The 21,338-nt window shown below is 66.9% G+C and carries 21 protein-coding genes; 11 read left to right on the top strand and 10 right to left on the bottom strand.

Annotated elements, in window-relative coordinates:
* Window positions 1–79: 79 nt before the first annotated feature.
* The 6 genes from phnN to AZC_RS12790 all read right to left on the bottom strand — a co-directional run bounded on the left by phnN (window position 80) and on the right by AZC_RS12790 (window position 6,468).
* The gene (gene phnN, locus AZC_RS12765; protein WP_043879304.1) at window positions 80–2,152 is read right to left on the bottom strand and encodes a phosphonate metabolism protein/1,5-bisphosphokinase (PRPP-forming) PhnN; all 2,073 of its coding nucleotides are present in this window, start codon (window positions 2,150–2,152) and stop codon (window positions 80–82) included.
* A gap of 5 nt (window positions 2,153–2,157) precedes the next feature.
* Window positions 2,158–2,994, bottom strand: coding sequence for a carboxylating nicotinate-nucleotide diphosphorylase (gene nadC / locus AZC_RS12770; protein ID WP_012170994.1), 837 nt, complete (start codon window positions 2,992–2,994; stop codon window positions 2,158–2,160).
* A 148-nt stretch (window positions 2,995–3,142) separates the two neighbouring features.
* A complete protein-coding gene (locus AZC_RS12775; RefSeq protein ID WP_043880288.1) occupies window positions 3,143–3,874 on the bottom strand; it encodes an ABC transporter permease in 732 nt (243 codons plus the stop codon).
* Between the two features lie 5 nt (window positions 3,875–3,879).
* On the bottom strand, window positions 3,880–4,656 hold the full coding sequence (locus AZC_RS12780; protein ID WP_012170996.1) for an ABC transporter permease: 777 nt from the start codon (window positions 4,654–4,656) through the stop codon (window positions 3,880–3,882).
* 10 nt (window positions 4,657–4,666) lie between these two features.
* A complete protein-coding gene (locus AZC_RS12785; RefSeq protein ID WP_012170997.1) occupies window positions 4,667–5,491 on the bottom strand; it encodes an ABC transporter ATP-binding protein in 825 nt (274 codons plus the stop codon).
* Complete coding sequence (locus tag AZC_RS12790; protein WP_012170998.1) at window positions 5,488–6,468, bottom strand: ABC transporter substrate-binding protein; 981 nt, start codon at window positions 6,466–6,468, stop codon at window positions 5,488–5,490. The genes AZC_RS12785 and AZC_RS12790 overlap by 4 nt, the downstream gene beginning before the upstream one ends.
* A gap of 302 nt (window positions 6,469–6,770) precedes the next feature.
* Here AZC_RS12790 and AZC_RS12795 point away from each other — a divergent pair, with 302 nt between their 5' ends.
* The 7 genes from AZC_RS12795 (at window position 6,771) to AZC_RS12825 (ending at window position 14,944) form a co-directional block, all read left to right on the top strand.
* On the top strand, window positions 6,771–7,313 hold the full coding sequence (locus tag AZC_RS12795) for a MarR family winged helix-turn-helix transcriptional regulator (RefSeq protein WP_012170999.1): 543 nt from the start codon (window positions 6,771–6,773) through the stop codon (window positions 7,311–7,313).
* Between the two features lie 137 nt (window positions 7,314–7,450).
* Window positions 7,451–8,890 carry an FAD-binding oxidoreductase gene (locus tag AZC_RS12800; RefSeq protein WP_012171000.1) on the top strand — a complete coding sequence of 480 codons (1,440 nt, stop codon included), beginning with the start codon at window positions 7,451–7,453 and terminating at the stop codon, window positions 8,888–8,890.
* 70 nt (window positions 8,891–8,960) lie between these two features.
* Entirely contained in the window at window positions 8,961–10,046 is a 1,086-nt protein-coding gene (locus tag AZC_RS12805) for an ABC transporter substrate-binding protein (RefSeq protein WP_043879306.1), read from the top strand.
* A gap of 112 nt (window positions 10,047–10,158) precedes the next feature.
* A complete protein-coding gene (locus AZC_RS12810) occupies window positions 10,159–11,253 on the top strand; it encodes an ABC transporter ATP-binding protein (protein WP_043879307.1) in 1,095 nt (364 codons plus the stop codon).
* Window position 11,254: 1 nt separating this feature from the next.
* A complete protein-coding gene (locus tag AZC_RS12815; RefSeq protein ID WP_012171003.1) occupies window positions 11,255–13,027 on the top strand; it encodes an ABC transporter permease subunit in 1,773 nt (590 codons plus the stop codon).
* A gap of 32 nt (window positions 13,028–13,059) precedes the next feature.
* A complete protein-coding gene (gene dapA / locus AZC_RS12820; RefSeq protein WP_012171004.1) occupies window positions 13,060–13,980 on the top strand; it encodes a 4-hydroxy-tetrahydrodipicolinate synthase in 921 nt (306 codons plus the stop codon).
* Between the two features lie 79 nt (window positions 13,981–14,059).
* Entirely contained in the window at window positions 14,060–14,944 is an 885-nt protein-coding gene (locus tag AZC_RS12825) for an IclR family transcriptional regulator (RefSeq protein WP_043880289.1), read from the top strand.
* 10 nt (window positions 14,945–14,954) lie between these two features.
* Here AZC_RS12825 and AZC_RS24420 read toward each other — a convergent pair whose 3' ends face one another.
* From AZC_RS24420 to AZC_RS12845, 4 genes are all read right to left on the bottom strand, one after another.
* On the bottom strand, window positions 14,955–15,536 hold the full coding sequence (locus AZC_RS24420) for a TY-Chap domain-containing protein (RefSeq protein WP_012171006.1): 582 nt from the start codon (window positions 15,534–15,536) through the stop codon (window positions 14,955–14,957).
* Window positions 15,537–15,598: 62 nt separating this feature from the next.
* Window positions 15,599–16,603 (bottom strand): 3'-5' exonuclease, encoded by a 1,005-nt coding sequence (locus AZC_RS12835; RefSeq protein ID WP_012171007.1) that lies wholly within the window; start codon window positions 16,601–16,603, stop codon window positions 15,599–15,601.
* 78 nt (window positions 16,604–16,681) lie between these two features.
* Window positions 16,682–17,350, bottom strand: a complete 669-nt coding sequence (locus AZC_RS12840) for a spermidine synthase (protein ID WP_012171008.1) — start codon at window positions 17,348–17,350, stop codon at window positions 16,682–16,684.
* Between the two features lie 60 nt (window positions 17,351–17,410).
* Window positions 17,411–18,088 carry a GntR family transcriptional regulator gene (locus AZC_RS12845; RefSeq protein ID WP_043879308.1) on the bottom strand — a complete coding sequence of 226 codons (678 nt, stop codon included), beginning with the start codon at window positions 18,086–18,088 and terminating at the stop codon, window positions 17,411–17,413.
* Window positions 18,089–18,284: 196 nt separating this feature from the next.
* On the opposite strand from AZC_RS12845, the gene AZC_RS12850 reads away from it, so the two are divergent.
* The 4 genes from AZC_RS12850 (at window position 18,285) to AZC_RS12865 (ending at window position 21,337) form a co-directional block, all read left to right on the top strand.
* Entirely contained in the window at window positions 18,285–19,145 is an 861-nt protein-coding gene (locus tag AZC_RS12850) for a transporter substrate-binding domain-containing protein (protein WP_043879309.1), read from the top strand.
* A 110-nt stretch (window positions 19,146–19,255) separates the two neighbouring features.
* Window positions 19,256–19,981: an amino acid ABC transporter ATP-binding protein gene (locus AZC_RS12855; RefSeq protein WP_043879310.1), complete on the top strand. Its 726-nt coding sequence runs from the start codon at window positions 19,256–19,258 to the stop codon at window positions 19,979–19,981.
* 7 nt (window positions 19,982–19,988) lie between these two features.
* Complete coding sequence (locus AZC_RS12860; RefSeq protein WP_012171012.1) at window positions 19,989–20,672, top strand: amino acid ABC transporter permease; 684 nt, start codon at window positions 19,989–19,991, stop codon at window positions 20,670–20,672.
* Entirely contained in the window at window positions 20,672–21,337 is a 666-nt protein-coding gene (locus AZC_RS12865; RefSeq protein ID WP_012171013.1) for an amino acid ABC transporter permease, read from the top strand. Before AZC_RS12860 ends, AZC_RS12865 begins: the two co-directional genes overlap by 1 nt.
* The last annotated feature ends 1 nt before the right edge of the window (window position 21,338 follow it).

Below are 21,338 nucleotides of genomic sequence, written 5' to 3' on the forward strand. Positions count from 1 at the left end.
CTGCCGCCTTCTTCAAGCGGCATTTACGTCCAGCCTGCCTTATATTTCGCCGGCCTTGCCCGGAGATTGCGCCACGGAGCTACCGCTCCGGATTGATCCTGCGGAATGCTTTCCCGTCCATCATGATGCCGTAGCCGTCGAACGCGAGCGCGGCGCCCGCGGCCGCCTCGAGATCGGCAGCCGTGGAGGCATGGATGACAAAGAGCGGGTCTCCCGCGCGCACCACGTCGCCCACCCGCGCCTTCAGATCGATACCGGCACCCTTGTCCAGCGGCGCGCCGGCAAGGCGAGCGATGCCGGCCACGGCGAACCCGTCGATATCGCTCACCTGTCCGTCATTTTGGGCGGTCACGGTGTGCGTGAGGCGGGCGGGACGCACCGGCTCGCTCCAGCGCCCTTGCGCCTCCACGATCCGCTCCAGCGCCGCGCGGGCGGCACCGGAAGCGAGAAGCTCCTCGGCGCGGGCGCGCGCCCTGTCCGGACCAACGGCCGGATCCCAGGCGAGAATGCGGCTGGCGAAGAAGAGGGCCTTCTCTTTCAGGTCCGGCGGGGCTTCGGAATGATCCTCCAGGACCCAGAGCACGTCCCGGACCTCAAGAGCCGGCCCGATGCCGCGCCCGATGGGAGCGCTGCCGTCGGTGGGAATGGCTTCGACGGTGAGGCCGAGCCCGGCGCCGACCTGCTCGAACAGGCGCGCCATCTCGTGGGCTTCGCCCGCCCCCTTCACGCGGGCGCGGGCGCCAAACGGCAGGTCGATCACCACATGGGTCGAGCCAGCCGCCAGCTTCTTGGACAGGATGGAGGCCACCGACCAGCGGGTGGAATCGAGCCCCAGCGGCCGCGTAATGGCGTTCATGACATCATCGAGGGCCGAATGACTGAGCCGCCCGTTCCAGGCGATGCAGCCGCGTGCCCGTTCCACCGTCCGGCGCACCTCGGCGCTGTCGAGATCGACGCGCGCCAGCGTCTCCATGGCGTCCGCCGTGCCGGCCGCCGAGGTGATGGCGCGGGAGGAGGTCTTGGGGATGGCGAGCCCGTGCGCGGCGACGATCGGCACCACGATCATGGTGATGCGGGAACCGGGAATGCCGCCCATGGAATGCTTGTCCACCACCATGGGCTCGTCCCATGTGATGCGGCTCGCGAATTTCGCCCGCACCTTGGCGAGCGCCAGCACTTCGTCGTCACTCAGGCTGCGGTCGGCGGCTACGAGAAAGCCGGCGACCTCGCTGTCGGGATAACGCCCCTCCACGATGTCTCCGACGACCTGCGCATAAGCGCCCTCATCCAGCGTCGCGCCCTGGATCTTACGGCGGAGCGCGGCGCGGCTTTCGGGCACGGGGGTGCGGGTGAGGACCAGTTCCGCGCCTTCGGGCAGGCCGAGAGCCCCGAAGGCTTCCGACGACAGGCCGACGGCATCGGACGGCAGCAAGGCATCGCCCACCAGGGCCACTTCGGCGCGGATACTGCGCCCCTCCCCGATCAGGTCCACACGTCCCGGCCCGAGATAGTCCGGTGCGGCCACAACGGTATTCCCACGAGCCAGAAAGGCGACGTTGCGGCGTCCGGTCTCAATGGCCATCCGCACCAGCCTCAGGCGGGCGGTCTGCGCGACAAGCGCAGCGACGAATTTCTCGATGCCGGCGCGCGGCGTGCTGTCGTTCGGCACCTGAATGACCGTGACGCTCTCCGGAAACGGCGGCACTTTGCGCTCAAGCCGGGCGGCGATGTTCTCCGCGCCCTCGCGTCCCCTGCCCTTCAGCCGCTCGGCCAGCACCGCCTCCGGTGCGGTGATCTCCACCACCACGAGATGCGGCACCCGCTCCGCCAGCGCCGCGACCATGGCTCGCGAGCCGTTGGCGATCACGTGACGCCCGGCGGCCATGTCGTCGAGCAGTGTGGCGCGCAGGCCGTATTTGAGCCCATGGGCCTCCCAATGGATCAGGAATCCGCCCTGCGCCAGCACGGCGTCAAACTGGTCAACGCTCAGCGCCTCGTGCGCCTCGCCGCCCGCATCGGCCGGCCGGGTGATGGCCCGGCGCGCAAACACGTAACGTCCGGTGGGACCGAGAGCCGCCTTCGCCCCCTCGATGAGGGTGTCCTTGCCCGAGCCGCTCGGCCCGACCACGAAGAAGAAGAGTCCCGATCCCATGACGCTCACTCCGCCTCGTCGAGGCCGATGTCGACGGCTGGCGCCGACTGGGTGATCTTGCTGGTGGAAATGTAGTTCACCCCCGTCTGCGCGATCGGGCCGATGGTGTCGAGCCGGATCCCGCCGGAGGCTTCCAGCGGCACGCGCCCGGCCACCAGCTCCACCGCCGCCTTCATGTCCGGGATGGACATGTTGTCGAGCATGATCACGTCCGCACCCGCTGCGAGCGCCTCGCCCACCTGATCGAGGCGGTCGCATTCCACCTCGATCTTGGTGAGGGTCGGCAGGCTTTTCCGGGCGCGGGCGACAGCCGGGCCGATGCCGCCGCACACGGCGATGTGGTTGTCCTTGATCATCACGCCGTTATCGAGGCCGAGGCGATGGTTGAGGCCGCCGCCGGATGTGACGGCATGCTTCTCGATCATGCGCAGGCCGGGCGTGGTCTTGCGGGTGTCGATGAGGCGCGCCTTGGTGCCGGCAACCGCCGCCACATATTTCGCCGTCTCGGTGGCGATGCCGCTCATGCGCTGGACAATATTGAGGGCCGTGCGCTCGGCGGTGAGGATGCCCCGCGCCGGGCCGCGCACGGTGAGCAGCACCGCGCCCTTTTCCACCACATCGCCGTCCTTCACCTTCACTTCCACGTCGAGCCGCTTGTCGTAGCGCCGGAAGATGGCGGCCGCGATCTCGATGCCGGAAATGGTCATGGGCTCGCGGGCATTCATGTAGAAATGGCCCTGCTCGTCCGGCTCGATCATCACCTGCACGGTGAGGTCGCAATAGCCGATGTCCTCGGCAAGCCAGAGGTCGATCAGCCGGTCAATCTGGAAGGGATCATACATGGGGCTTCTCCCGAGGAAGGCGCATTGAATTCAGGCGTGTTGCCGCCGGCGCCGGGAGGCCGTCGTGGCGGCCCGGCGGGACAGAATTTCAGAGCGATCAGCGGTGGTCCGTCAGGACCGGAAGGACGATTTCAGGTGCGGCACCTCCTCATGACGGCCGCCGCGAACGGTCGAGCGCGAGCAGGAGGCCGTTGGCGACGAGCGCCACGATGGCGATGAGGAGGGCGACAGCCAGAACGGTCGGCATGTCGCCCCGCTCCATGGCATGGGTGACCATATAGCCGAGGCCGTTGCGCGAGGCGAACATCTCCCCGATGAGCACGCCCAGCAGGCAGAGCGAGACCCCGAGCCGGGCGCCGGTGATGACCTGCGGTAGGATGGCGGGGAGGATGACGCTCACCGCCGTCTGCCACGAGGTGAGCCCCATCACCGCCGCGCTTCGCCGATAGACCGGCTTCAGCTGCAGGATGGCGTTCATGGTGAAGAGCGTGAGCGGGATCAGACCATGCATGATGCCGAAGGCGATGCGGGCGGAGATGCCGAGTCCGAAGATGAGCAGCACCAGCGGATAGAGCGTCACCTTCGGCAGCGAATAGAGGTTCACGAGGATGGGCTCCGCCACCTCCCCCGCGAGCCGCTTCATGCCGAGCAGGACACCAAGAGTGATGCCCGCCGCCGTGGAGAGAACAACCGCCACCGCAAACGCATAAAAGGTCTGGCCTGCCTGCTTCCAGAAGGTGGGATCACCCAGCAGCACGCCCATCTGGCGGAGCGTTTCCAGCGGCGAGGGCAGGCTGGAATTGGCGACACCGAGGTGCAGCGCCTCCCAGGCGACGAGGCCGGCGAGAATGACGAGGAGAGGACCAAGGACATGGCGCATGGCGATCACCGCCTCAGCCGGGACTGGAGCCGCCGGTCGACCGCGTCGAGCCCGGCATTGATCACCGTGACCGCCAGGATGATGAGCAACATCAAGGCGTACATGTCGCGGTTGTTGAAGTTGTTATAGGCATAGGCAATGGCATAACCGATGCCGGCGCCCGACAGGATGAATTCGGACGCGATGACGCCGATGAAGGCATAAGCAACCGAGAGCTTCATGCCGGTGAAGAGATAGGGCAGCGCCGCCGGCAGGCTGATCTTCAAGGCCCGCTCCACCGGCCCCATGCGCAGCATGCGCGCGGTCTTGCCGAGCACGGGCGGAATGCGGTCGATGCCGTTCAGTGTCGCGGTGATCATGGCCACGATGGCGAGCAGCACGGCGATGGCGATGATGGCCCCGCTGCCGACCCCGAACAGGATGATGAAGACCGGGTAGAACATGAAGGTCGGGACAGCATAATAGCTGGCCAGCAGAGGCTCCACCGCACCGCGCACCTTCGGCAGGGCGTGCAGGATGGCGCCGATGAGAAAGCCGAGCACGATGGCGATCACGGCCGCCGCCGCCACGTTGCTGAAGCTCACCAGCATGTCGCGATTGTAGGTGCCGCGCGCCAGGATCTCCGCAAGGCTCGCCGCCATGACCGACGGCGGCAGAAGGATGGTCATGGGAATCCAGCCGATGCGGCAGGCAAATTCCAGCGCCCCGACCGCGCCCACGATGACAGCGAGCCGCAGCCAGAAGGCATAGCCGGAGAAGCGGTAGAGCGCCGAAGTCGCCACGGCCGCCTCCTCAGCTTCCGCGCAGGTGCTTGAGGGATTCAGCGCGCAGCTTCTCCCACAGATGCGCGGTGAGTTCGCCGAAGCGCGGATGGGAGACGATGCGGCTGTCCCGATCGCGCGGCCAGCCGGTTTCCAGGACGTCGATGAACAGGCCGGGACGGGCCGACATCACGCCCACGCGATCGGAGAGCATGGCCGCCTCGTCCAGCGCGTGTGTAATGAGGAGAACCGTCGCGTTCGTCTCCCGCCAGAGGCGCAGCAGTTCGTCACCCATCAGCAGTCGGGTCTGCTGGTCGAGCGCGCCGAAGGGCTCGTCGAGAAGGATGAGGCGCGGCTGCATGACCAGCGTGCGGGCGATGCACACGCGCTGGCGCATGCCGCCGGAGAGTTGCGCCGGATAGGCCTTGGCAAAATCCTTCAGCCCCATGAAGCCGAGGGCATAGTCCACGCGCCGCTCGATCTCCGCAGGATCGACGCCCGAGCGCCGGAGGCCGAAAGAGACGTTGTCGTGCACATTCAACCAGGGGAAGGACGCGTCCTCCTGGAACACCACGCCGACGCCCGCCGGCACGCCGGTGATCGGCTTGCCCTCGAATTCCGCACGTCCGGCCGTAGGGGCCGAGAGACCGGCGAGGACGTCCAGCAGGGTGGACTTGCCGCAGCCCGAAGGGCCGACCACCGAGAAGAACTCCCCCCGCCGCAGGTCGAGATCCACCGGTCCAAGCGCGTGGACTGCGCCCCCCTTGGGGGAGCCGAAGACCCGGGTCACGCCCGTCAGCCGGGCGTGGTGGTCGTCGGTGGCGGCGGAGGGCACCGCTGCGAGCACCGCGCTCATTTCGTGCCCTGGAGGGCCGGAGGCAGGTAGCTCGGATCGAGCAGCTTCGACCAGTCCACGTCGGCCGTCACTTCGCCGATCAGCTTCAAGCCGTCCACGGTGCGGTTCAATTCGGGAATGGAGAACTCGCCCTCGCTCCACATGCGCGGACCGATCATGTTGTCCACCGCGATCTTTGCGATCTTCGGCTCAAGCTTGAAGTCCTTGCCGACGATCTCCGCTGCCTTGGCGGGATCGGCATAGATGGCTTTCACACCGTCGGCCCGGCCGGCGATGATCGCCTTGAGCTTTGCCGGATTGGCCTTGGCGAAGGCGCGCGTCGTGATGCCCACCGAGGTCGTCATGGGCGGCAGCACCTTGCCGTAATTGACGACGGTCCGGTACTTGTCGGCGCGGATGATGGAGAGCGGCTCAATAAGGGCCGCCGCGGCCACGGCGCCCTGCTCCAGCATGGTGAGGCCGTTCACATAGCCGCCCGAGGCCACGCGCTCCACCTTGGACGCGTCCACGCCCTGTTCCTTGAGCGCCATCAGCAGCAGCATCTCCGAGACGCCCTTGGGCGAGGTGATGGCGACCTTCTTGCCTTCCAGATCCTTCAGCGACTTGATCGGCGAGTCCGGCATGGTGACGAGGGAGGCTTCCGCCACCGAACGGGTACCCGTGTTGACGATGATGACATCGAGCCCCTGACGCTGCGCCGCGAGCGCGGCGGCGATCGCCACATCGCCATAAGGCGTATCGCTGGCGAGAAGATTGCGCACCGTCGTGCCGCCGCCTCCGGAGCCGATGATGCTCGTGATGTCGACACCCGCCTTCTTGAACAGGCCTTCCGCCATGGCCACCGCATAAGGCGCGCCATAGAGGCTCGTGCCCCACTGGGTCACGGAAATCTCGTCGGCCTTGGCGGCGCCGACGGCGGCGACGCCGGTGATCGTGACCGCAGCCACAAAGGACCGGATGGACGGGAAGAAGGACATGAAGCTGACCCCGCTGGCTGTGTCGTTCCACGCAGAATAGGCGTCGCAGGACCGAGGGGAAGCCGCAGAAGCGTGCCTGCGGCGGAGCGTGCACCTATCCGGTACCGATCGATTGCTTGCGAAGTAGAGTACACACTTTTTAGTTCGTCAACGTAGAAGGCGGCCTCGCGAGCGTTTTCGAGCAAGGATATTTTGTGCAGCGCGTGCCAATTTAATTTGCACACGCACAAATTTCGAGACGCAGCGCGAAATCAACATTTCCCGATTGCGCGAGAAGAAGAGTGCACACTACGATCCCATAGATGAGCGCCGTCGTGACGGAACGACGGGACCGTCACGGCCGGAGTGACAGCGTGTCCGACGATCGCCACCGCGAGACTTCGACCGGAACGGCCGACGCTCCGCACGCGGACGGCCCCTACGACTTCCGCGAACAGGTCGGCCACCTCCTGCGCAAGACCTACCAGCGCCACCTGGCGATCTTCCAGCAGCACGCGGCCGACCCCAACCTCACCGCAGTCCAGTTCGTCACCCTCTGCGCCCTGCGCGACAACGGCCCGAGTTCCCAGAGCGAACTGGTCCGCCTGACGGCCGTCGACCAGGGCACCATCCGCGGCATCATCGACCGCCTGCGCGCCCGCGAACTCATCTCTCTCACCACAGACCCGGAAGACCGGCGCAAGGTGATCGCAACGCTGACGGACGGCGGCCGGACGGCAATCGCAGAGATGGTGCCCTGCGCCCATCGGATCACGGAACTGACGCTTCAAAATCTCAATGCGGCGGAACGCGTGGCCCTGCAGTTTCTTCTGCGCAAGATGCTCGGTCCGGACACACAGGGCTGATAAGCCCGATCTCATCAGCCGCGGAAATCCACCGGCCCAGCCCCAGATGAGGCTGCGCAGGCGCTTGTGCGCATGCCAAAACATATGTAGCGTATTCCAATCATAGTAATTGTAATGCGATTACTCAAGGTCTAAGCATGGCCAGTCCGTCTTCCGATATCGTCTCCGCTTTGACCGCGCTCCTCGGCGCCGACAGCCTCCTCACGGAGGCGGCGGACGTCGCGGCGCATATCGAAGACTGGCGCGAGCGATATCGCGGCCCCGCGGCCTGCGTCGTGCTGCCAAGGAGCACGCAGGAAGTGTCCGATGTGGTGCGCCTGTGCCACGCCCATGGCGTTCCGGTCCTGCCGCAGGGCGGCAACACCAGCCTGTGCGGCGGCGCGGTGCCTGGCACGGACGGGCAGCCCCCGGTGATCGTCGCGCTCTCCCGCCTGCGCCGCATCCGGTCCGTCGATCCCGCCAACAATGCCATGGTGGTGGACGGCGGCTGCGTGCTTGCGAACGTGCAGGAGGCGGCGCGAGAGGCTGGCCGGCTCTATCCCATCAGCCTCGGGGCGGAAGGCTCCTGCCAGATCGCCGGCACCATCGCCACCAATGCCGGCGGCACCGCCGTCCTGCGCTACGGCAACACCCGCGAGAATATCCTCGGCCTTGAAGCGGTGCTGCCGGACGGCGCCATCTGGGACGGTCTGAAGGCGCTCCGCAAGAACAACACGGGCTACGACCTCAAGCACCTGTTCATCGGCTCGGAAGGCACGCTCGGCATCATCACCGGCGCCACCCTGAAGCTGCACCCGCTGCCGACCGCCTTCTGTGTGGCCTGGGTCGGCGTCAGCTCGCCGGATGCGGCGCTGTCCCTGCTCGGACGGCTCCAGTCCGCCTGCGGTGCCCGCCTTTCCGCCTTCGAGCTCATCAATGACCTCCAGCTTGATCTCGTGCTCGCAAATGTTCCGGGCCGCCGTAATCCCTTCTCGGCCAGCCATCCCTGGCACGTGCTGGTGGAACTGAGCGACAACAGCCCCGAGGTGGAGCTGTCCGCCGTTCTCGGCCGGGTGCTCGAAGAGGCCATGGAAGCCGACCTCATCGAGGATGCCGTCCTCGCCGCCAGCGAAGCCCAGCGCGCGGCCCTCTGGGAGATCCGCCACTCGGTGTCGGAAGCCAACAAGAAGGCCGGCGTCGGCCTCACCACCGACTGCGCGGTGCCGGTCTCGGCCGTGCCGACCTTCATCGCGCAGGCGACGGAAGCCGTTCGCGCCATTGTTCCGGACCTGCCGGTGATCGTCGTCGCCCACATGGGCGACGGCAATGCCCACTTCATTCCCTTCTTCACCTATCCAGAATGGGAGGCGGTGGCCGACAAGGAGGCCATGGCGCACCGGATGCGCCATGTGGTGAACGAGGTTTCCCACGCTCTCGGCGGCACCTTCAGTGCCGAGCACGGCGTGGGGCGCACGCACATCGCGGAGATGGCGCACTTCAAGTCGCCCGTCGAACTCAAGCTCATGCACGCGGTGAAGGCCGCCTTCGACCCCGACAACCTCTTCAACCCCGGCCGCCTGCTGCCTCCCGCAGCCTGAGCCGGGAAACGGCCGATCCCACGTTCAAACAGTGTCTCAGGTCCTCATAACAAACTTCAGAGGTGAGCCCATGACTGACGTTTCCGGTACCGGTCCCTCCCGCCGCACGCTGCTCAAGAGCGCCGCCGCCGGCGCAGCCGCGGTCATGATGCCGGCCGTCTGGTCGCCCTCCCGCGCCGCCGGCAAACGCATCGTAGTGCGCGACGACGGCGGCATCTACACCAAGGCCTACGGCGCGGTGTTCTATAAGCCGTTCACCGAGAAGACCGGCATCGAGGTGGTGGGCGTGCAGGCCGCCGCCGAACCGACCGCTCAGATCAAGAGCATGGTAGAGACGAAGAACTACACCTGGGACATGGCCAAGATCAGCAAGCCGGCCATCCTGATCCTCACCGACGGCGGCACGCCCTATCTTGAGAAGCATGGCCTCGAGAGCGATCCGGTGATCGCGTCGATCCCGGCCCAGTACATGTCCCCCTACGGCGTCGGCACGAACGTCTATACGACGGTGCTCGCCTATCGCACGGACGCTTTCCAGGGCAAGAAGGCGCCCAAGTCCTGGGCCGACTTCTGGAACGTGAAGGACTTCCCCGGCCGCCGCGCCATGCGCAAGCATCCCTTCGACACCGTCGAGGAAGCGCTGATGGCGACCGGCGTCCCCACCAACCTCGTCTACCCCTGCAATGTGGACAAGGCCTTCGCGGCGCTCGACCAGATCAAGCCGAACATCGCCGTCTGGTGGACCTCCGGCGCGCTGGTGGAACAGGTCCTCACCTCCGGTGAGGTGGACATGATCCCGACCTGGGTTTCCCGCGCACAGGCCGCGCAGGCCAAGGGCGCCCCGGTGGAGATCATCTGGGACCAGGGCATCTGGGGCGGCGACCACTGGTCGATCCTCGCCGGCACGCCCAACGCCGACGCCTGCCGCGAGTTCATCAAGTTCGCCTCCGATCCGGAGCGCATGGCCAAGCTGACCGAATTCTTCCCCGCCGGCGTCACCCAGCCGAAGGCGTTCGACTACATCAAGCCGGACATCGCCAAGAACTGCCCGACCTTCCCGGCCAACATTCAGTCCGGCCTCCAGATCGACGCTGCCTACTGGCTGAAGAACCAGGCGGCCGTCATCGAGCGCTTCAACAGCTGGGTGCTCGGCTGATCCCACTCGGCGCCCGCTCTCCCCTCCCCAGGGCGCCGAGCGTGCCGGCCGGATCTTCCCCATCCGGCCGGCACCCCCTTCTTGTCGCAGACACTTGTCCCGGAGCCGTTTGATGTCCTCGTCCAGCCTGTCCGTCCACGGCCTCGGCAAGCGCTACGGCGAATTCGTCGCCCTCGCGCCCACCGATCTGGAGGTGGCTGCCGGCGAGTTCCTGACGCTGCTCGGCCCCTCGGGCTCGGGCAAGACCACGCTGCTCAGCCTCATCGCCGGCCTCGCGGCGCCGGATGACGGCGCCATCCGCATCGGCGGCGCGGACGTGACCTACCGCCCGCCCTATGAGCGCGACCTCGGCATGGTGTTCCAGAACTATGCCCTGTTCCCGCACATGACCATTGAGGACAACATCGCTTTCCCGCTCAAGATGCGGAAGGTGAAGGGCGCGGACGCGAAGAAGCGCGCCGCCGAGGCGCTGGAGCTGGTGCGTCTGCCCCATGTGGCCAAGCGCTTCCCGCGAGAGCTGTCCGGCGGCCAGCAGCAGCGCATCGCGCTCGCCCGCTGCCTCGTCTATCGCCCGTCCATCATTCTCATGGACGAACCGCTCGGCGCGCTCGACAAGAAGCTGCGCGAGCATATGCAGCTCGAGATCAAGCGCATCCACCGCGAGCTCGGCACCACCATCGTCTATGTGACGCACGATCAGGAAGAGGCGATGACCATGTCGGATCGCATCTGCCTGATGAACAGCGGGAAGATCGAACAACTGGGCGCGCCCGGCGATCTCTACTTCCGCCCGCGGACGGTCTTCGTGGCGGACTTCCTGGGGGAATCGAACCTTCTGCCCGCACAGGTGGACCGCAACGAAGCCGGTACGCTGGCCGTGACGCTCGACGGAGGCGCCGGCAGCGGGCAGGCGATCGGCAATGGCGCCGATCTGGCAGCCGGCGCGAAGGTGACGGTCATGGTGCGCCCGCAGAACATCACGGTGCGCCCCGCCGGCGAGGGATCGGGCAGGCTCAAGGGTCGGCTCACCGACATCATGGTCACGGGCAGCCTCACCAAGCTCTATCTGGAAGCGCTGGCACCCGGGCTACCGCAGCTCGTGGCGGCCTATCCGACCCGCACCCTCAGCGACGACCACAGCATCGGCGACGTGCTCGAACTGGACTGGCAGGCGCAGGATGCGGTCGCCATTCCAGCGGGACAGTGACATGAGCACCGCACTCTCCGCTCCCGCCCGCGCCGCGGCCCGCCGGAAGGCGTTCGGCCGCGCGCTCATGGCGGCGCCGCTCATCGTGCTGCTGCTGGTCTTCCTGGTCTATCCGGTGGGGCAGTTACTGCTGCTCAGCGTCTGGGGCGCCAAGGGCTTCAGCCTTCAGGCCTACGCGCCGCTGTTCTCCTCGCCCCTCTATATCAACGTTCTGCTCATCACGTTGAAGATCTCCGCCATCACCACGCTCCTGTCGGTGATCGGCGGCTATCCGATCGCCTATCTCATTTCCGTCTCCGCCCCCGAGCGCAAGGCGCGGCTGCTGTTCTGGGTGCTGCTGTCCTTCTGGACCAGCTTCCTCGTACGCGCCTTCGCCTGGATCGTCATCCTCGGCCGCCGGGGCGTCGTGAACCATCTGCTGCTGAGCCTCGGCCTCGCCGACCAGCCCGCCGACCTCCTCTATAATTTCAGCAGCGTCATCATCGGCATGGTGCATGCGCTGATGCCGCTCGCCATCCTCACCATGCTCTCGGTGATGGAGAACATCGACCGCACCCTGCCCCGCGCCGCCTCGACGCTGGGCGCGCGGCCCGGCACGGCCTTCTGGAAAATCTATTTCCCGCTCTCTCTGCCGGGCGTTGCCGCGGCGGCCATCATGGTGTTCGTCACCGCCATCGGCTTCTTCATCGTGCCCGCCCTCCTCGGCGGACGGCGTGAGACGATGATCACGCAGCTCATCATCGACCAGGTGCTCCAGACCATGAACTGGGGCTTCGCCGGCGCCATCTCGGTGCTGCTGCTGGTGGTCGTGCTGGTGGTCTTCCTCGCCTATGACAAGCTCGTCGGCCTCTCGACCATGACCGGCTCGGGCAGCACGCGCCCGGCCAAGGCCACCTCCGGCGGTCTTTCGCAGCGGATCGGCGATGCCCTGCTCACCGCCCTCGGCACGGCCAGCGACGCGCTGATCTCGCTCTTTCCCCACCGCAAGACGGCGAGCGGAAAGGCACCCCTCCCCCTCGTCTTCTTCGTCGTCGCCCTGCTCGTGCTCATGAGCCTTCCGGCCGTGCTCATGATCCCGCTGTCCTTCGGCTCGGGCGGACTCAACTGGCCGCCGCGCGGCTTCACGCTGGAATGGTATGAGCAGATGCTCCAGTCGCCCGTCTGGGGGCAGGCGCTCATGCGCTCGCTGCTGGTGGGCCTCGGCACCGGCTTCCTTGCCATGCTCATCGGCACGCCCGCCGCCTTCCTCCTGGTGCGCAGCGACATGAAGGGCAAGGGCGCGATCCTCGCCTTCGTGCTGTCGCCCATCGTCGTGCCGCGCATGATCATCGCTGTGGGCCTGTTCTACATGTTCGCCCGCATCGGCCTCGTCGGCACGGCCCTCGGCCTCATCCTCGGCCACACGGTCGTCGCCGTGCCCTATGTGGTGATGACCATGATGGCGGTGCTGCGGAACTATGACACCCGCCTCGATCTCGCGGCCCAGAGCCTGGGCGCGCGCCCGCTCGCAACGCTGCGCTATGTGACATTGCCGATCCTCGGGGCGGGCATGCTGTCGTCCTTCCTGTTCGCCTTCGCGACCTCCTTCGACGAGCTGACGATCGCGCTCTTTGCCTCCGGCGGCCTCAACGCCACCTTGCCCAAGCAGTTCTGGGACGAGGTGACGCTCCAGGTGTCCCCCATGATCGCAGCGGTTTCGACCTGCCTCTTCATCTTCATCGCGGTGCTGATCTTCGTTGCCGACCGGCTGCGCCGGCGCAGCCTCGCCAGCTGACCGCAAACCCCGTCACAGACCCAGGGCTCTCCATGCTGACCTCTTCCCAACTGCGCGGCATCTTTCCGGCCACTCCGACGCCGGTGAACGCGGACGACACCATCAACGTGGGCGCCTCGAAGGCGCTGTTCTCCTGGCTACTGAAGCAGGGGATCGACGGACTCGTCCCGCTCGGCGGCACGGGCGAATACGGCGCCCTGCCGCGGTCCGAGCGCATCAAGTTCGCGGGTCTCGCCGCGGAGGCCATGACGGGCAAGGGCCCGGTGATCGCCGGCGTTCTGGACACCGGCTATCACGACGCGCTTCAGGCGGGCCGTGAGTTTGCGGCGGCGGGCGTGGACGGCCTGCTGGTGCTCACGCCCTATTACACGAACCCGACCCAGGCCGGCATCCGCGATTATTTCCTGCGCTATGCCGATGCCTCGCCGGTGCCGATCCTCATCTATGAAATCCCCTACCGTACCCGCATTGCCATCAATCCGGAGATCCTGCACGAGCTCTCCCGCCATGAGCGCATCATCGGCATGAAGGCGTGCAACACCGACATGTACCACTTCCTGCGCACGGTCGCGGGCGTGGACGAGAGCTTCACCATGCTCAGCGGCGAGGACACGCTCTTCCCGCTGCACGTGGCGGCCGGCGCCAAGGGCGGCATCGTGGTGACGGCCAACCTGGTGCCGAACGCCTGGCGCCAGATCTTCGACCTTGCCCTCGCCGGCAAGACGCAGGACGCGCTGGCTTTGCATCGCCGCCTGATCCCGCTGATGAACATGGCCTTCGCCGAGACCAACCCCGGCCCCATGAAGGCGGTGATGGATCTCATCGGCGTGGATGCCCCGCGCATGCTGGCGCCGCTCGTCTCCGCCGCACCCGATCTCGCCGCGCGGCTGAGGAAGGAACTTCAACCGCTGTTGCAGGAATTCGAATGCGTTCCGCACGCCCTCGCCTCCTGAACCCGAAGGCCGCGCGGCCGTATTGTGCATCTGCATTGCCATTGACGGCCGCGCGGCGAACCCGAAATTTAAAGGCATCATGCGCAAGCCCAGCCGGACCTCCCTCCGCCCAGCCAGTGCCAAGCCCGCCGCTCCCTCCCCCGTCCGTACGGAACGCGCGGATGCCGGCGCGGCGGTCGCCGAGAAGAAGCGCTCCTCGCTCTTCGTCGGCTCGACGGAGAAGGCCTTCCAGGTGCTGCATGCCTTCGACGGGCCGCTGCGCTTCATGACGCTGGCCGACATCGCGCGCGCCTCCGGCCTCGACCGGAGCGCCGCGCAGCGGCTCGTGCACACGCTCGAAACGCTAGGCTACATCCGCCGCGTGCCGGACACGCGCAATTATGCCCTCACCTCCAAGGTGCTCCAGTTCTCCTACAGCTACATCCGCGCCAATGAGCTGATCGACAAGGCCTCGCCCTATCTGCTCGACATCAGCCGCCGGCTCGGGGAGACCACCAACCTGCATGAGCTGGACGGGCCGGAGGTGGTGTTCGTCGCCCGATTCCCCGGCCAGCACATGAACAATATCGACATCGTGGTCGGCAGCCGCCTGCCCACCTTCTTCACCTCCTCGGGGACCGCCATGCTGTCGCAGCTGAGCGAAGAGGAGCAGCGGGAGATTCTCGCCCGCACGAATCTCTCGCCCCGCACGCCCTTCACGGTGACGGATCCCGAGGCGCTTCTGGCGCGTGTGAGGCAGGCGGGAGAGCGCGGCTATGCGATGATCGTGAACGAGACGGTGATGGGCGACATCTCCATCTCCGCCCCCATCACCGACGAGCACGGCCGCCCGGTCGCGGGCATCAACATCTCAGTGCCCACCAGCCGCTGGACCCCGGAGCGCGCCGAGGCGGAGCTGGCGCAGGAAATCCAGGTGGCCGCGACCTCCATCTCCAAGCCGAAACTCACCCGTGTTTCAAGCTGAGGTGCGCGGCTCAGCGGCGGGCGATCTCCACACCGCCGGACGGAGCGCGTGAAATGCCGCCGCACAGCCGGGCATTCGCCAGACGGGGAGCATCGGCCACCTGATATTTGAGGTCATCCAACGTCCGCGCACCATAAAGGTCGTGCAGAACAACGGCCAAGACTTGCGCCGCTTCCTCGATCCGCGCGGGCACATCGTCGGTCGGGCGCATGCGTTGGAAATTGCCATGGGATCCATCGGTGCTGAACCCGGCACCGGACAGGATCGCCGCAACGCTTGGCGTGACCTCCATCCGGTCCTTAGGGCGTCCGTAAAAGCCGGACGACACCTCGCAGAGCAGTCCGCCGTCCTTCACGAACAGGCACTGTACGTAGGCCTGCCCGATGCGGCGCGCCTCGACGATGACGAATCGGTGGGGGCCGTTGGGTCTCGCTCCGACGATCCTGAGCCGTTCACGGATCTCGCAGGCCGCGGCCGGCAGGAAACGCGCCCGAACATCGCTGCCATCGACATTGGACGGTGCGGCGACAGCCGGCGGCAGGCCCGCCGCGCCGGCCACAAGAAGCCATCGCCACCATCGCTGCCAGCCCATCGGCGCCCCCGCTCCCGAAAGCGAGGATAACCGCGCCGGCGAGCACTGGAAATGGCGCTGCGTCAGGCCTTGTAGCGGTTCATGGCGGTGAGCTTCTGCACATAGGGCTCGACGGCGCGCAGATAGACTTCCTCGCGCAGGAAGGCGATCTCCTCGCCCAGCGCCTCGTCCTCAACCTCGCGGTACCAGGATTTCGGGCGACCGTCGGAGCCGTCGTTCCAGCGATAGCCGCGCGCTTTCAGCGCGTCCTTCATGTCGAAGGGGCTGTTCTCGGCCCAGACGCGAAAGCGCGGGCGGCGGGCGGTTTCCAGCAGGCGGCCGAAGGCGGTGCCGGTCGCCTCCTTGAGCGGGGCCGCGAGCACTTCCAGCAAGGCGTGACAGTCATCGACGGCGCGATGGCCATTGTGGAACATGCCGCACTGGCCGATGAGATAGCCGAGCTTCGTGCCCTCGAAGCCGAAGTCCGCCCACGGCACCTCGACCACCGAGCAGGCCCAGGGCTTCACATCGAAGCCCTCCACCAGATGCTCGCAGAAGGGTCGGTCGAAGCGGGCGTTATGGGCAATGACGATGGAGGCCGGCTGGATGAAACGGGCTGCCGCCTCAAGATCGATGCTCTGCCCGGCCACCATTTCCGGCGTGATGCCGGTCAGCTTGGTGATGACGGGGCTGATGGGAACGGTCGGCTCGCGCAGGGCGCTGAAGGTGTCCACCACATCGCCGATGGCGCCGCCCTCGCGATAGGTGAAAGCCACCATGCCGAGCTCGATCACCTCGTCCCTGGTGTGATCGAGGCCGGTGGTTTCGGTATCCACGATGACCGCAAGCTTCTCGCCGAGTTCCAGCGCCCGCGGAACGACCCGGCGCGGCTCCAGCCGGCGCAGCACCCGGAAGCGGCCGGTCTCCTCAAGTTCGTGGACATAGCTGTCGTGGCGGGCGTCGAAGGCCAGCGCCGGCCCCTTGCGCGGCTTTGCGGCTGCCTTGCGCCGGGGGCGCTCAGCGCCGAACAGATCCGTCTGCCGCTCGTCCACATTGAGCAAGGCGAAGAAATCGGCCTGCTGTGCCATGCGCCGTTCCGTCTCCTGCCGCGCCGACTCACCCATTGTTAACGATATGATACCCGATGGGATGTGGTGGCGCCCGGTTCAGGCGGCGGCGAGCCAGATCATGTGGCGGGCGCCGCGCCCCTTGGTTGAAGCCCGCACGGCTTGCTCCTCCACCTGGAAGCCGGCGGTGCGCAGGCGCCTTGTGAAGCGCTCGTCCGGCGCCGAGGCCCACACCGCCAGGACGCCGCCCGGCACCAGCGCCGCCTTCGTCCGGCCGAGGCCGCCCGGCGCATAGAGGCGGTCGTTGCTCTCGACCGTGAGGCCCTCGGGCCCATTGTCCACATCGAGCAGGATGGCGTCGAAGGCGGCACGGCTCTGGGCGATGAGGGGGGCGACGTCGCCCACATGCAGGCGCACCCGGGGATCATCGAGGCTGCCGGCGAACACCTCGGCCATGGGTCCGCGCGCCCAGTCCACAACCTGCGGGACCAGTTCGCACACGGTGATGGCGGCATCCGCAGGCGCCACGGCCAGCGCAGCGCGGAGCGTGAAGCCCATGCCGAGACCGCCGATGAGGATGCGGGGCTGGGCCCGGCCCGCCAGCCGTTCGCAGGCGAGGCGCGCCAACGCCTCCTCGGAGCCGAACAGGCGGCTGTTCATGAGCTCGTTGGTGCCGAGCATGATGGAAAATTCTGTGCCGCGCTGCTTGAGGCGCAAGGTGCCGCCGCCCGGCAGAGGTGCGGTGTCGATCAGCGTCCAGGGTATCATCGTCTCGTCCGGCTTGGGCGCGCACCATACACGGCACGCCGAAGACCGGAAGGGCACCGATCAGCGGCGATCAAAGAAGCGCTGGCGCAGATCTTCCATCACATTGCCGATGTGGCGCGCCATGGCCTGTTCGGCCGCATCCGCATCGCCGGAGGCCACAGCGTCGAGGATGGCGAGGTGCTCGCGGGCGATCTCGCCGATGCGGCGCGGCCGGCGTTCGAGACCGAAGAGGCGCGAGCGCTGGCGTACCTGCCGGATGAGTTCTGCGAGCAGAGGATTGCCGCTGGCATTGGCGACGACGTCGTGCAGGTCGTCGTCCGTCCCATCGAGATCGGTGCGGCTGGGATGGGGATCGTCGCCCTCCTCATGCTGCGTCACCGCCTCGATCCGCGCCCGCAGCGCCGCAAGGGTCACCGGCGGGACATGGCCGGCAGCCAGGCGCGCGGCTTCCCGCTCCAGCACGAGGCGCACCCGCAAGGCGTGGCTGTAATCCTCCAGCGTCACGGTCTTGACCTGTAGCGCACCTTCGCCGCGCCGGATCAGCAGTCCTTCGCCTTCGAGGCGAAAGAGCGCATCGCGCAAAGGCGTGCGGGAGACGTCGAGTTGCTTGGCAAGCTTGCGCTCCTGCACCAGCGAACCGGCTTCCAGCGCGCCGCTCAGGATCATGTCGAGCAACTGGCGATAGGCCACTTCGGTCAGGCGGGGTGCGGCCGTTCCCGCGTCTGTCTCCGTGACCATCCTCAGCGTGCTCCTGCTGTTCTCGGGGCATGGACCGCATAAAAAATGAGCATGCAATCCAATTGACCGACATGGAATACCACCGGCATACTATTTCTCGCACCCCTTGCAAAGCCCCACTGCGCAAGGCGTAGCGGACCCGGCGGGTGGCGACGCAAATCGCCAGGGCCCGCGTCCAGGCACAGGACACCCAACGATGCGCAAGACCTTCCAGAGCACCCGCGCCGCCGCCTTCGCGATGGCCCTCGCCGCCCTTCCCTGGGCCGCCACTTCTGCGCTGGCGCAGGATGCGGGCCTCAAGACCGGCGTGGACGGCACCTTCGCCCCCCATGCCATGCCGAACCTCTCGGGCGGCGTGCAGGGCTTCAACATCGACCTCGCCAATGAGCTGGCCAAGCGACTCGGTACCAAGGTCACCATCGACGCTACCCAGTTCTCCGGTCTCGTGCCCGGCCTGCAGGCCGGCACCTACGATTTCATCGCGGCTCCGGTGACCGTGAACAAGGATCGTGCCGAACAGCTCCTCTTCACCGAGGGCTATCTCAACACCGACTTCCAGTTCGTGGTGAAGAAGGACGCGCCGGAGATCACCAAGCTCGAGGATCTCAAGGGCAAGGTCATCGCCGTGAACAAGGGGTCGGCCTATGACAGCTGGGCGCGCGACCTTGCCGACAAGATCGGCTGGACCGTCGAATCCTACGGCACCAATTCCGATGCCATCCAGGCGGTTCTGACCGGCCGCGCCTATGCGAACGTCGCCGGCAATACGGTCTCGGCCTGGGCGGTGAAGAACAACCCGGCGATCAAGCTGTCCTACCTGCACTCCACCGGCCTCGTCTGGGCGATCCCGGTGCGCAAGGACAATGTGGCGCTCCGCAACAAGCTGGATGCAGCGATCGAATGCATGAAGAAGGACGGCACCCTCGCCTCCATGCACGAGAAGTGGTTCGGCACCAAGCCGGCCCCGGGCTCTGCTGCCGCCACCATCTTCCCCGGTTACGGCGTGCCGGACATGCCCGGCTACGACAAGACGGAGCACCCGCTCTCCTGCTCCTGATCCGCAAGACCTGACCCAGCGCGGGGCGCTCTTGCCCCGCGCTCCCCATCCCACGGCACGGTTCTCCTGTGATTGAAACCACCCCATCCGACGCCCCGCGCACCGAGCCGATGCTCGACATCCGCGCCCTGCGCAAAACCTTCGGCGCGGTGGAAGTGCTGAAGGGTATCGACCTCAAGGTCGCCCAGCAGGAACTGGTGTTCATCATCGGCCCGTCGGGTTCCGGCAAGAGCACGTTCCTGCGTTGCATGAACCGGCTGGAGGAGCCGACCGACGGCTCCATCTTCGTCGACGGCGTCGACCTCCTGCACCCCAAGACGGACATCAACGCCATGCGCCGCCGCGTCGGCATGGTGTTCCAGTCGTTCAACCTCTACCCGCACATGAGCGCGCTCGGGAACGTCACGCTCGCGCTGCGCAAGGTGCTGGGCAAGTCCGCCGCCGAGGCGGAGGCCATCGGCATGGCGGCACTGGAGCGCGTCGGCCTTGCGGAACGCGCCCGCTATTATCCGAGCCAGCTTTCCGGCGGCCAGCAGCAGCGCGTGGCCATCGCCCGTGCCATCGCGCTCGAACCGCGTGTGATGCTCTTCGACGAGCCCACCTCCGCGCTTGATCCCGAATTGGCGGGAAGCGTGCTCGCCGTCATGCGTGATCTCAAGAACGCCGGAATGACCATGGTGGTGGTCAGCCACGAAATGCGCTTTGCCCGCGACGATGCCGACCGCGTGGTCTTCATGGAAGCCGGCCAAGTGGTCGAGGAGGGGCAGCCGGCCCGCCTCTTCGGCCCCGACGCCCATCCGCGCGTGCGCGCCTTCCTCACCGAAATCACCCGCTGAGGCCGCCATGACGAATGGCGCGCTTTTTCTCGAAACCTTCTTCAACCCGGTCATCATCGCGCGCTACCTGCCCGCCATCGGCAAGGGCATGCTGGTGACGATCGAGGTGGCCGCCTGCGTCATCGTCACCGGCATCGCCCTCGGGCTGGCGCTGGCGGTGGTGCGCAGCTTCCGTCTCAAGGCGGTCAATGCCGCCATCATCGTGATGGTGGACATCCTGCGCGCTTTGCCCCCGCTGGTGCTCGTCCTTCTCGTCTATTTCGGCCTGCCGAACGTCGGCCTCACCCTGCCGAGCTTCGCCGTGCTGTGGCTGGTGCTCTCCCTCGTTCTGGCGGCCTTCGCGGAAGAGGTGTTCTGGGCGGGCATCGTCTCGGTGCGCAAGGGCCAGTGGGAAGCGGGGCGCTGCACTGGCCTCACCGAATTCCAGACGCTGCGCTACATCGTGCTGCCGCAGGCCATCCGCCTCACCGTGCCGCCGCTCACAAACCGTACCATCGCCATCACCAAGAACACGGCGCTCGGCACCGTGATCGGCGTGCCGGAAATCCTCAACCAGGCCACCACCGCCCAGAGCTTCTCCGGCAGCGCCACGCCGCTGATGATGGGCGCGGTCGCCTATCTCATCCTCTTCGTGCCGGTGGTCATCGCCGGGCGTTATATCGAGACGCGCTTCGCGTGGAGGCGGGCCTGATGGACGCGATCCTCCTCCAGTTCTTCAATCTGGACATCATGCGGCAGGCTGCCCCCCTGGTACTCCAGGGCCTCGGCATGACGCTGATGGTGTGCTGCGCGGTGATCCCGCTCGGGCTCGTCGGCGGCCTTATCGTGGCGCTCGGCAGCCGGGCGCGCTCGCGCCTCGCGAGAGGCCTGCTGGCCGGGTTCATCGACGTGCTGCGCGCCCTGCCGCCGCTGGTGCTGCTGATCGCCATCTCGGCCGGGCTGCCCTTCGCGGGCATCCGCCTCTCGCCCTTCGCCTGCGTGACACTGGCGCTGTTCCTCAACACCTCGGCCTATTATGGCGAGGTGTATCGCGCCGGCCTCGACAGCGTGTCTCACGGACAGTGGGAAGCGGCGCGCTGCACCGGCCTCAGCGCCTCGCAGGCCATGTTCTACGTCATCATCCCGCAGGCGGTGCGCAACGTACTGCCGGACCTCGTGTCCAACACGGTGGAGGTGGTGAAGCTCACCTCGCTCGCCAGCGTCGTGGCCCTGCCGGAGATGCTCTATTCGGCGGACATGGCCCGCTCGCTGACCTTCAATTCCTCTCCCATCATGCTGGCCGCCCTCATCTACCTCGCCCTGCTGTGGCCCGTGGTGCGCCTCATGAGCCGGCTGGAACACCGGCTCGGAACCTGAT

Source organism: Azorhizobium caulinodans ORS 571, assembly GCF_000010525.1.
Lineage (GTDB): Bacteria > Pseudomonadota > Alphaproteobacteria > Rhizobiales > Xanthobacteraceae > Azorhizobium > Azorhizobium caulinodans.

Excerpts from the sequence above, each read along its gene's own strand:
- AZC_RS12800 (WP_012171000.1), top strand. The coding sequence starts at position 7,451 with ATGGCCAGTCCGTCTTCCGATATCGTCTCCGCTTTGACCGCGCTCCTC.
- phnN (WP_043879304.1), bottom strand. The coding sequence starts at position 2,152 with ATGGGATCGGGACTCTTCTTCTTCGTGGTCGGGCCGAGCGGCTCGGGC.
- nadC (WP_012170994.1), bottom strand. The coding sequence starts at position 2,994 with ATGTATGATCCCTTCCAGATTGACCGGCTGATCGACCTCTGGCTTGCC.
- AZC_RS24420 (WP_012171006.1), bottom strand. The coding sequence starts at position 15,536 with ATGGGCTGGCAGCGATGGTGGCGATGGCTTCTTGTGGCCGGCGCGGCG.
- dapA (WP_012171004.1), top strand. The coding sequence starts at position 13,060 with ATGCTGACCTCTTCCCAACTGCGCGGCATCTTTCCGGCCACTCCGACG.
- AZC_RS12785 (WP_012170997.1), bottom strand. The coding sequence starts at position 5,491 with ATGAGCGCGGTGCTCGCAGCGGTGCCCTCCGCCGCCACCGACGACCAC.
- AZC_RS12855 (WP_043879310.1), top strand. The coding sequence starts at position 19,256 with ATGCTCGACATCCGCGCCCTGCGCAAAACCTTCGGCGCGGTGGAAGTG.
- AZC_RS12840 (WP_012171008.1), bottom strand. The coding sequence starts at position 17,350 with ATGATACCCTGGACGCTGATCGACACCGCACCTCTGCCGGGCGGCGGC.
- AZC_RS12805 (WP_043879306.1), top strand. The coding sequence starts at position 8,961 with ATGACTGACGTTTCCGGTACCGGTCCCTCCCGCCGCACGCTGCTCAAG.
- AZC_RS12810 (WP_043879307.1), top strand. The coding sequence starts at position 10,159 with ATGTCCTCGTCCAGCCTGTCCGTCCACGGCCTCGGCAAGCGCTACGGC.
- AZC_RS12865 (WP_012171013.1), top strand. The coding sequence starts at position 20,672 with ATGGACGCGATCCTCCTCCAGTTCTTCAATCTGGACATCATGCGGCAG.
- AZC_RS12845 (WP_043879308.1), bottom strand. The coding sequence starts at position 18,088 with ATGGTCACGGAGACAGACGCGGGAACGGCCGCACCCCGCCTGACCGAA.
- AZC_RS12775 (WP_043880288.1), bottom strand. The coding sequence starts at position 3,874 with ATGCGCCATGTCCTTGGTCCTCTCCTCGTCATTCTCGCCGGCCTCGTC.
- AZC_RS12825 (WP_043880289.1), top strand. The coding sequence starts at position 14,060 with ATGCGCAAGCCCAGCCGGACCTCCCTCCGCCCAGCCAGTGCCAAGCCC.
- AZC_RS12850 (WP_043879309.1), top strand. The coding sequence starts at position 18,285 with ATGCGCAAGACCTTCCAGAGCACCCGCGCCGCCGCCTTCGCGATGGCC.
- AZC_RS12795 (WP_012170999.1), top strand. The coding sequence starts at position 6,771 with ATGAGCGCCGTCGTGACGGAACGACGGGACCGTCACGGCCGGAGTGAC.
- AZC_RS12860 (WP_012171012.1), top strand. The coding sequence starts at position 19,989 with ATGACGAATGGCGCGCTTTTTCTCGAAACCTTCTTCAACCCGGTCATC.
- AZC_RS12790 (WP_012170998.1), bottom strand. The coding sequence starts at position 6,468 with ATGTCCTTCTTCCCGTCCATCCGGTCCTTTGTGGCTGCGGTCACGATC.
- AZC_RS12815 (WP_012171003.1), top strand. The coding sequence starts at position 11,255 with ATGAGCACCGCACTCTCCGCTCCCGCCCGCGCCGCGGCCCGCCGGAAG.
- AZC_RS12835 (WP_012171007.1), bottom strand. The coding sequence starts at position 16,603 with ATGGCACAGCAGGCCGATTTCTTCGCCTTGCTCAATGTGGACGAGCGG.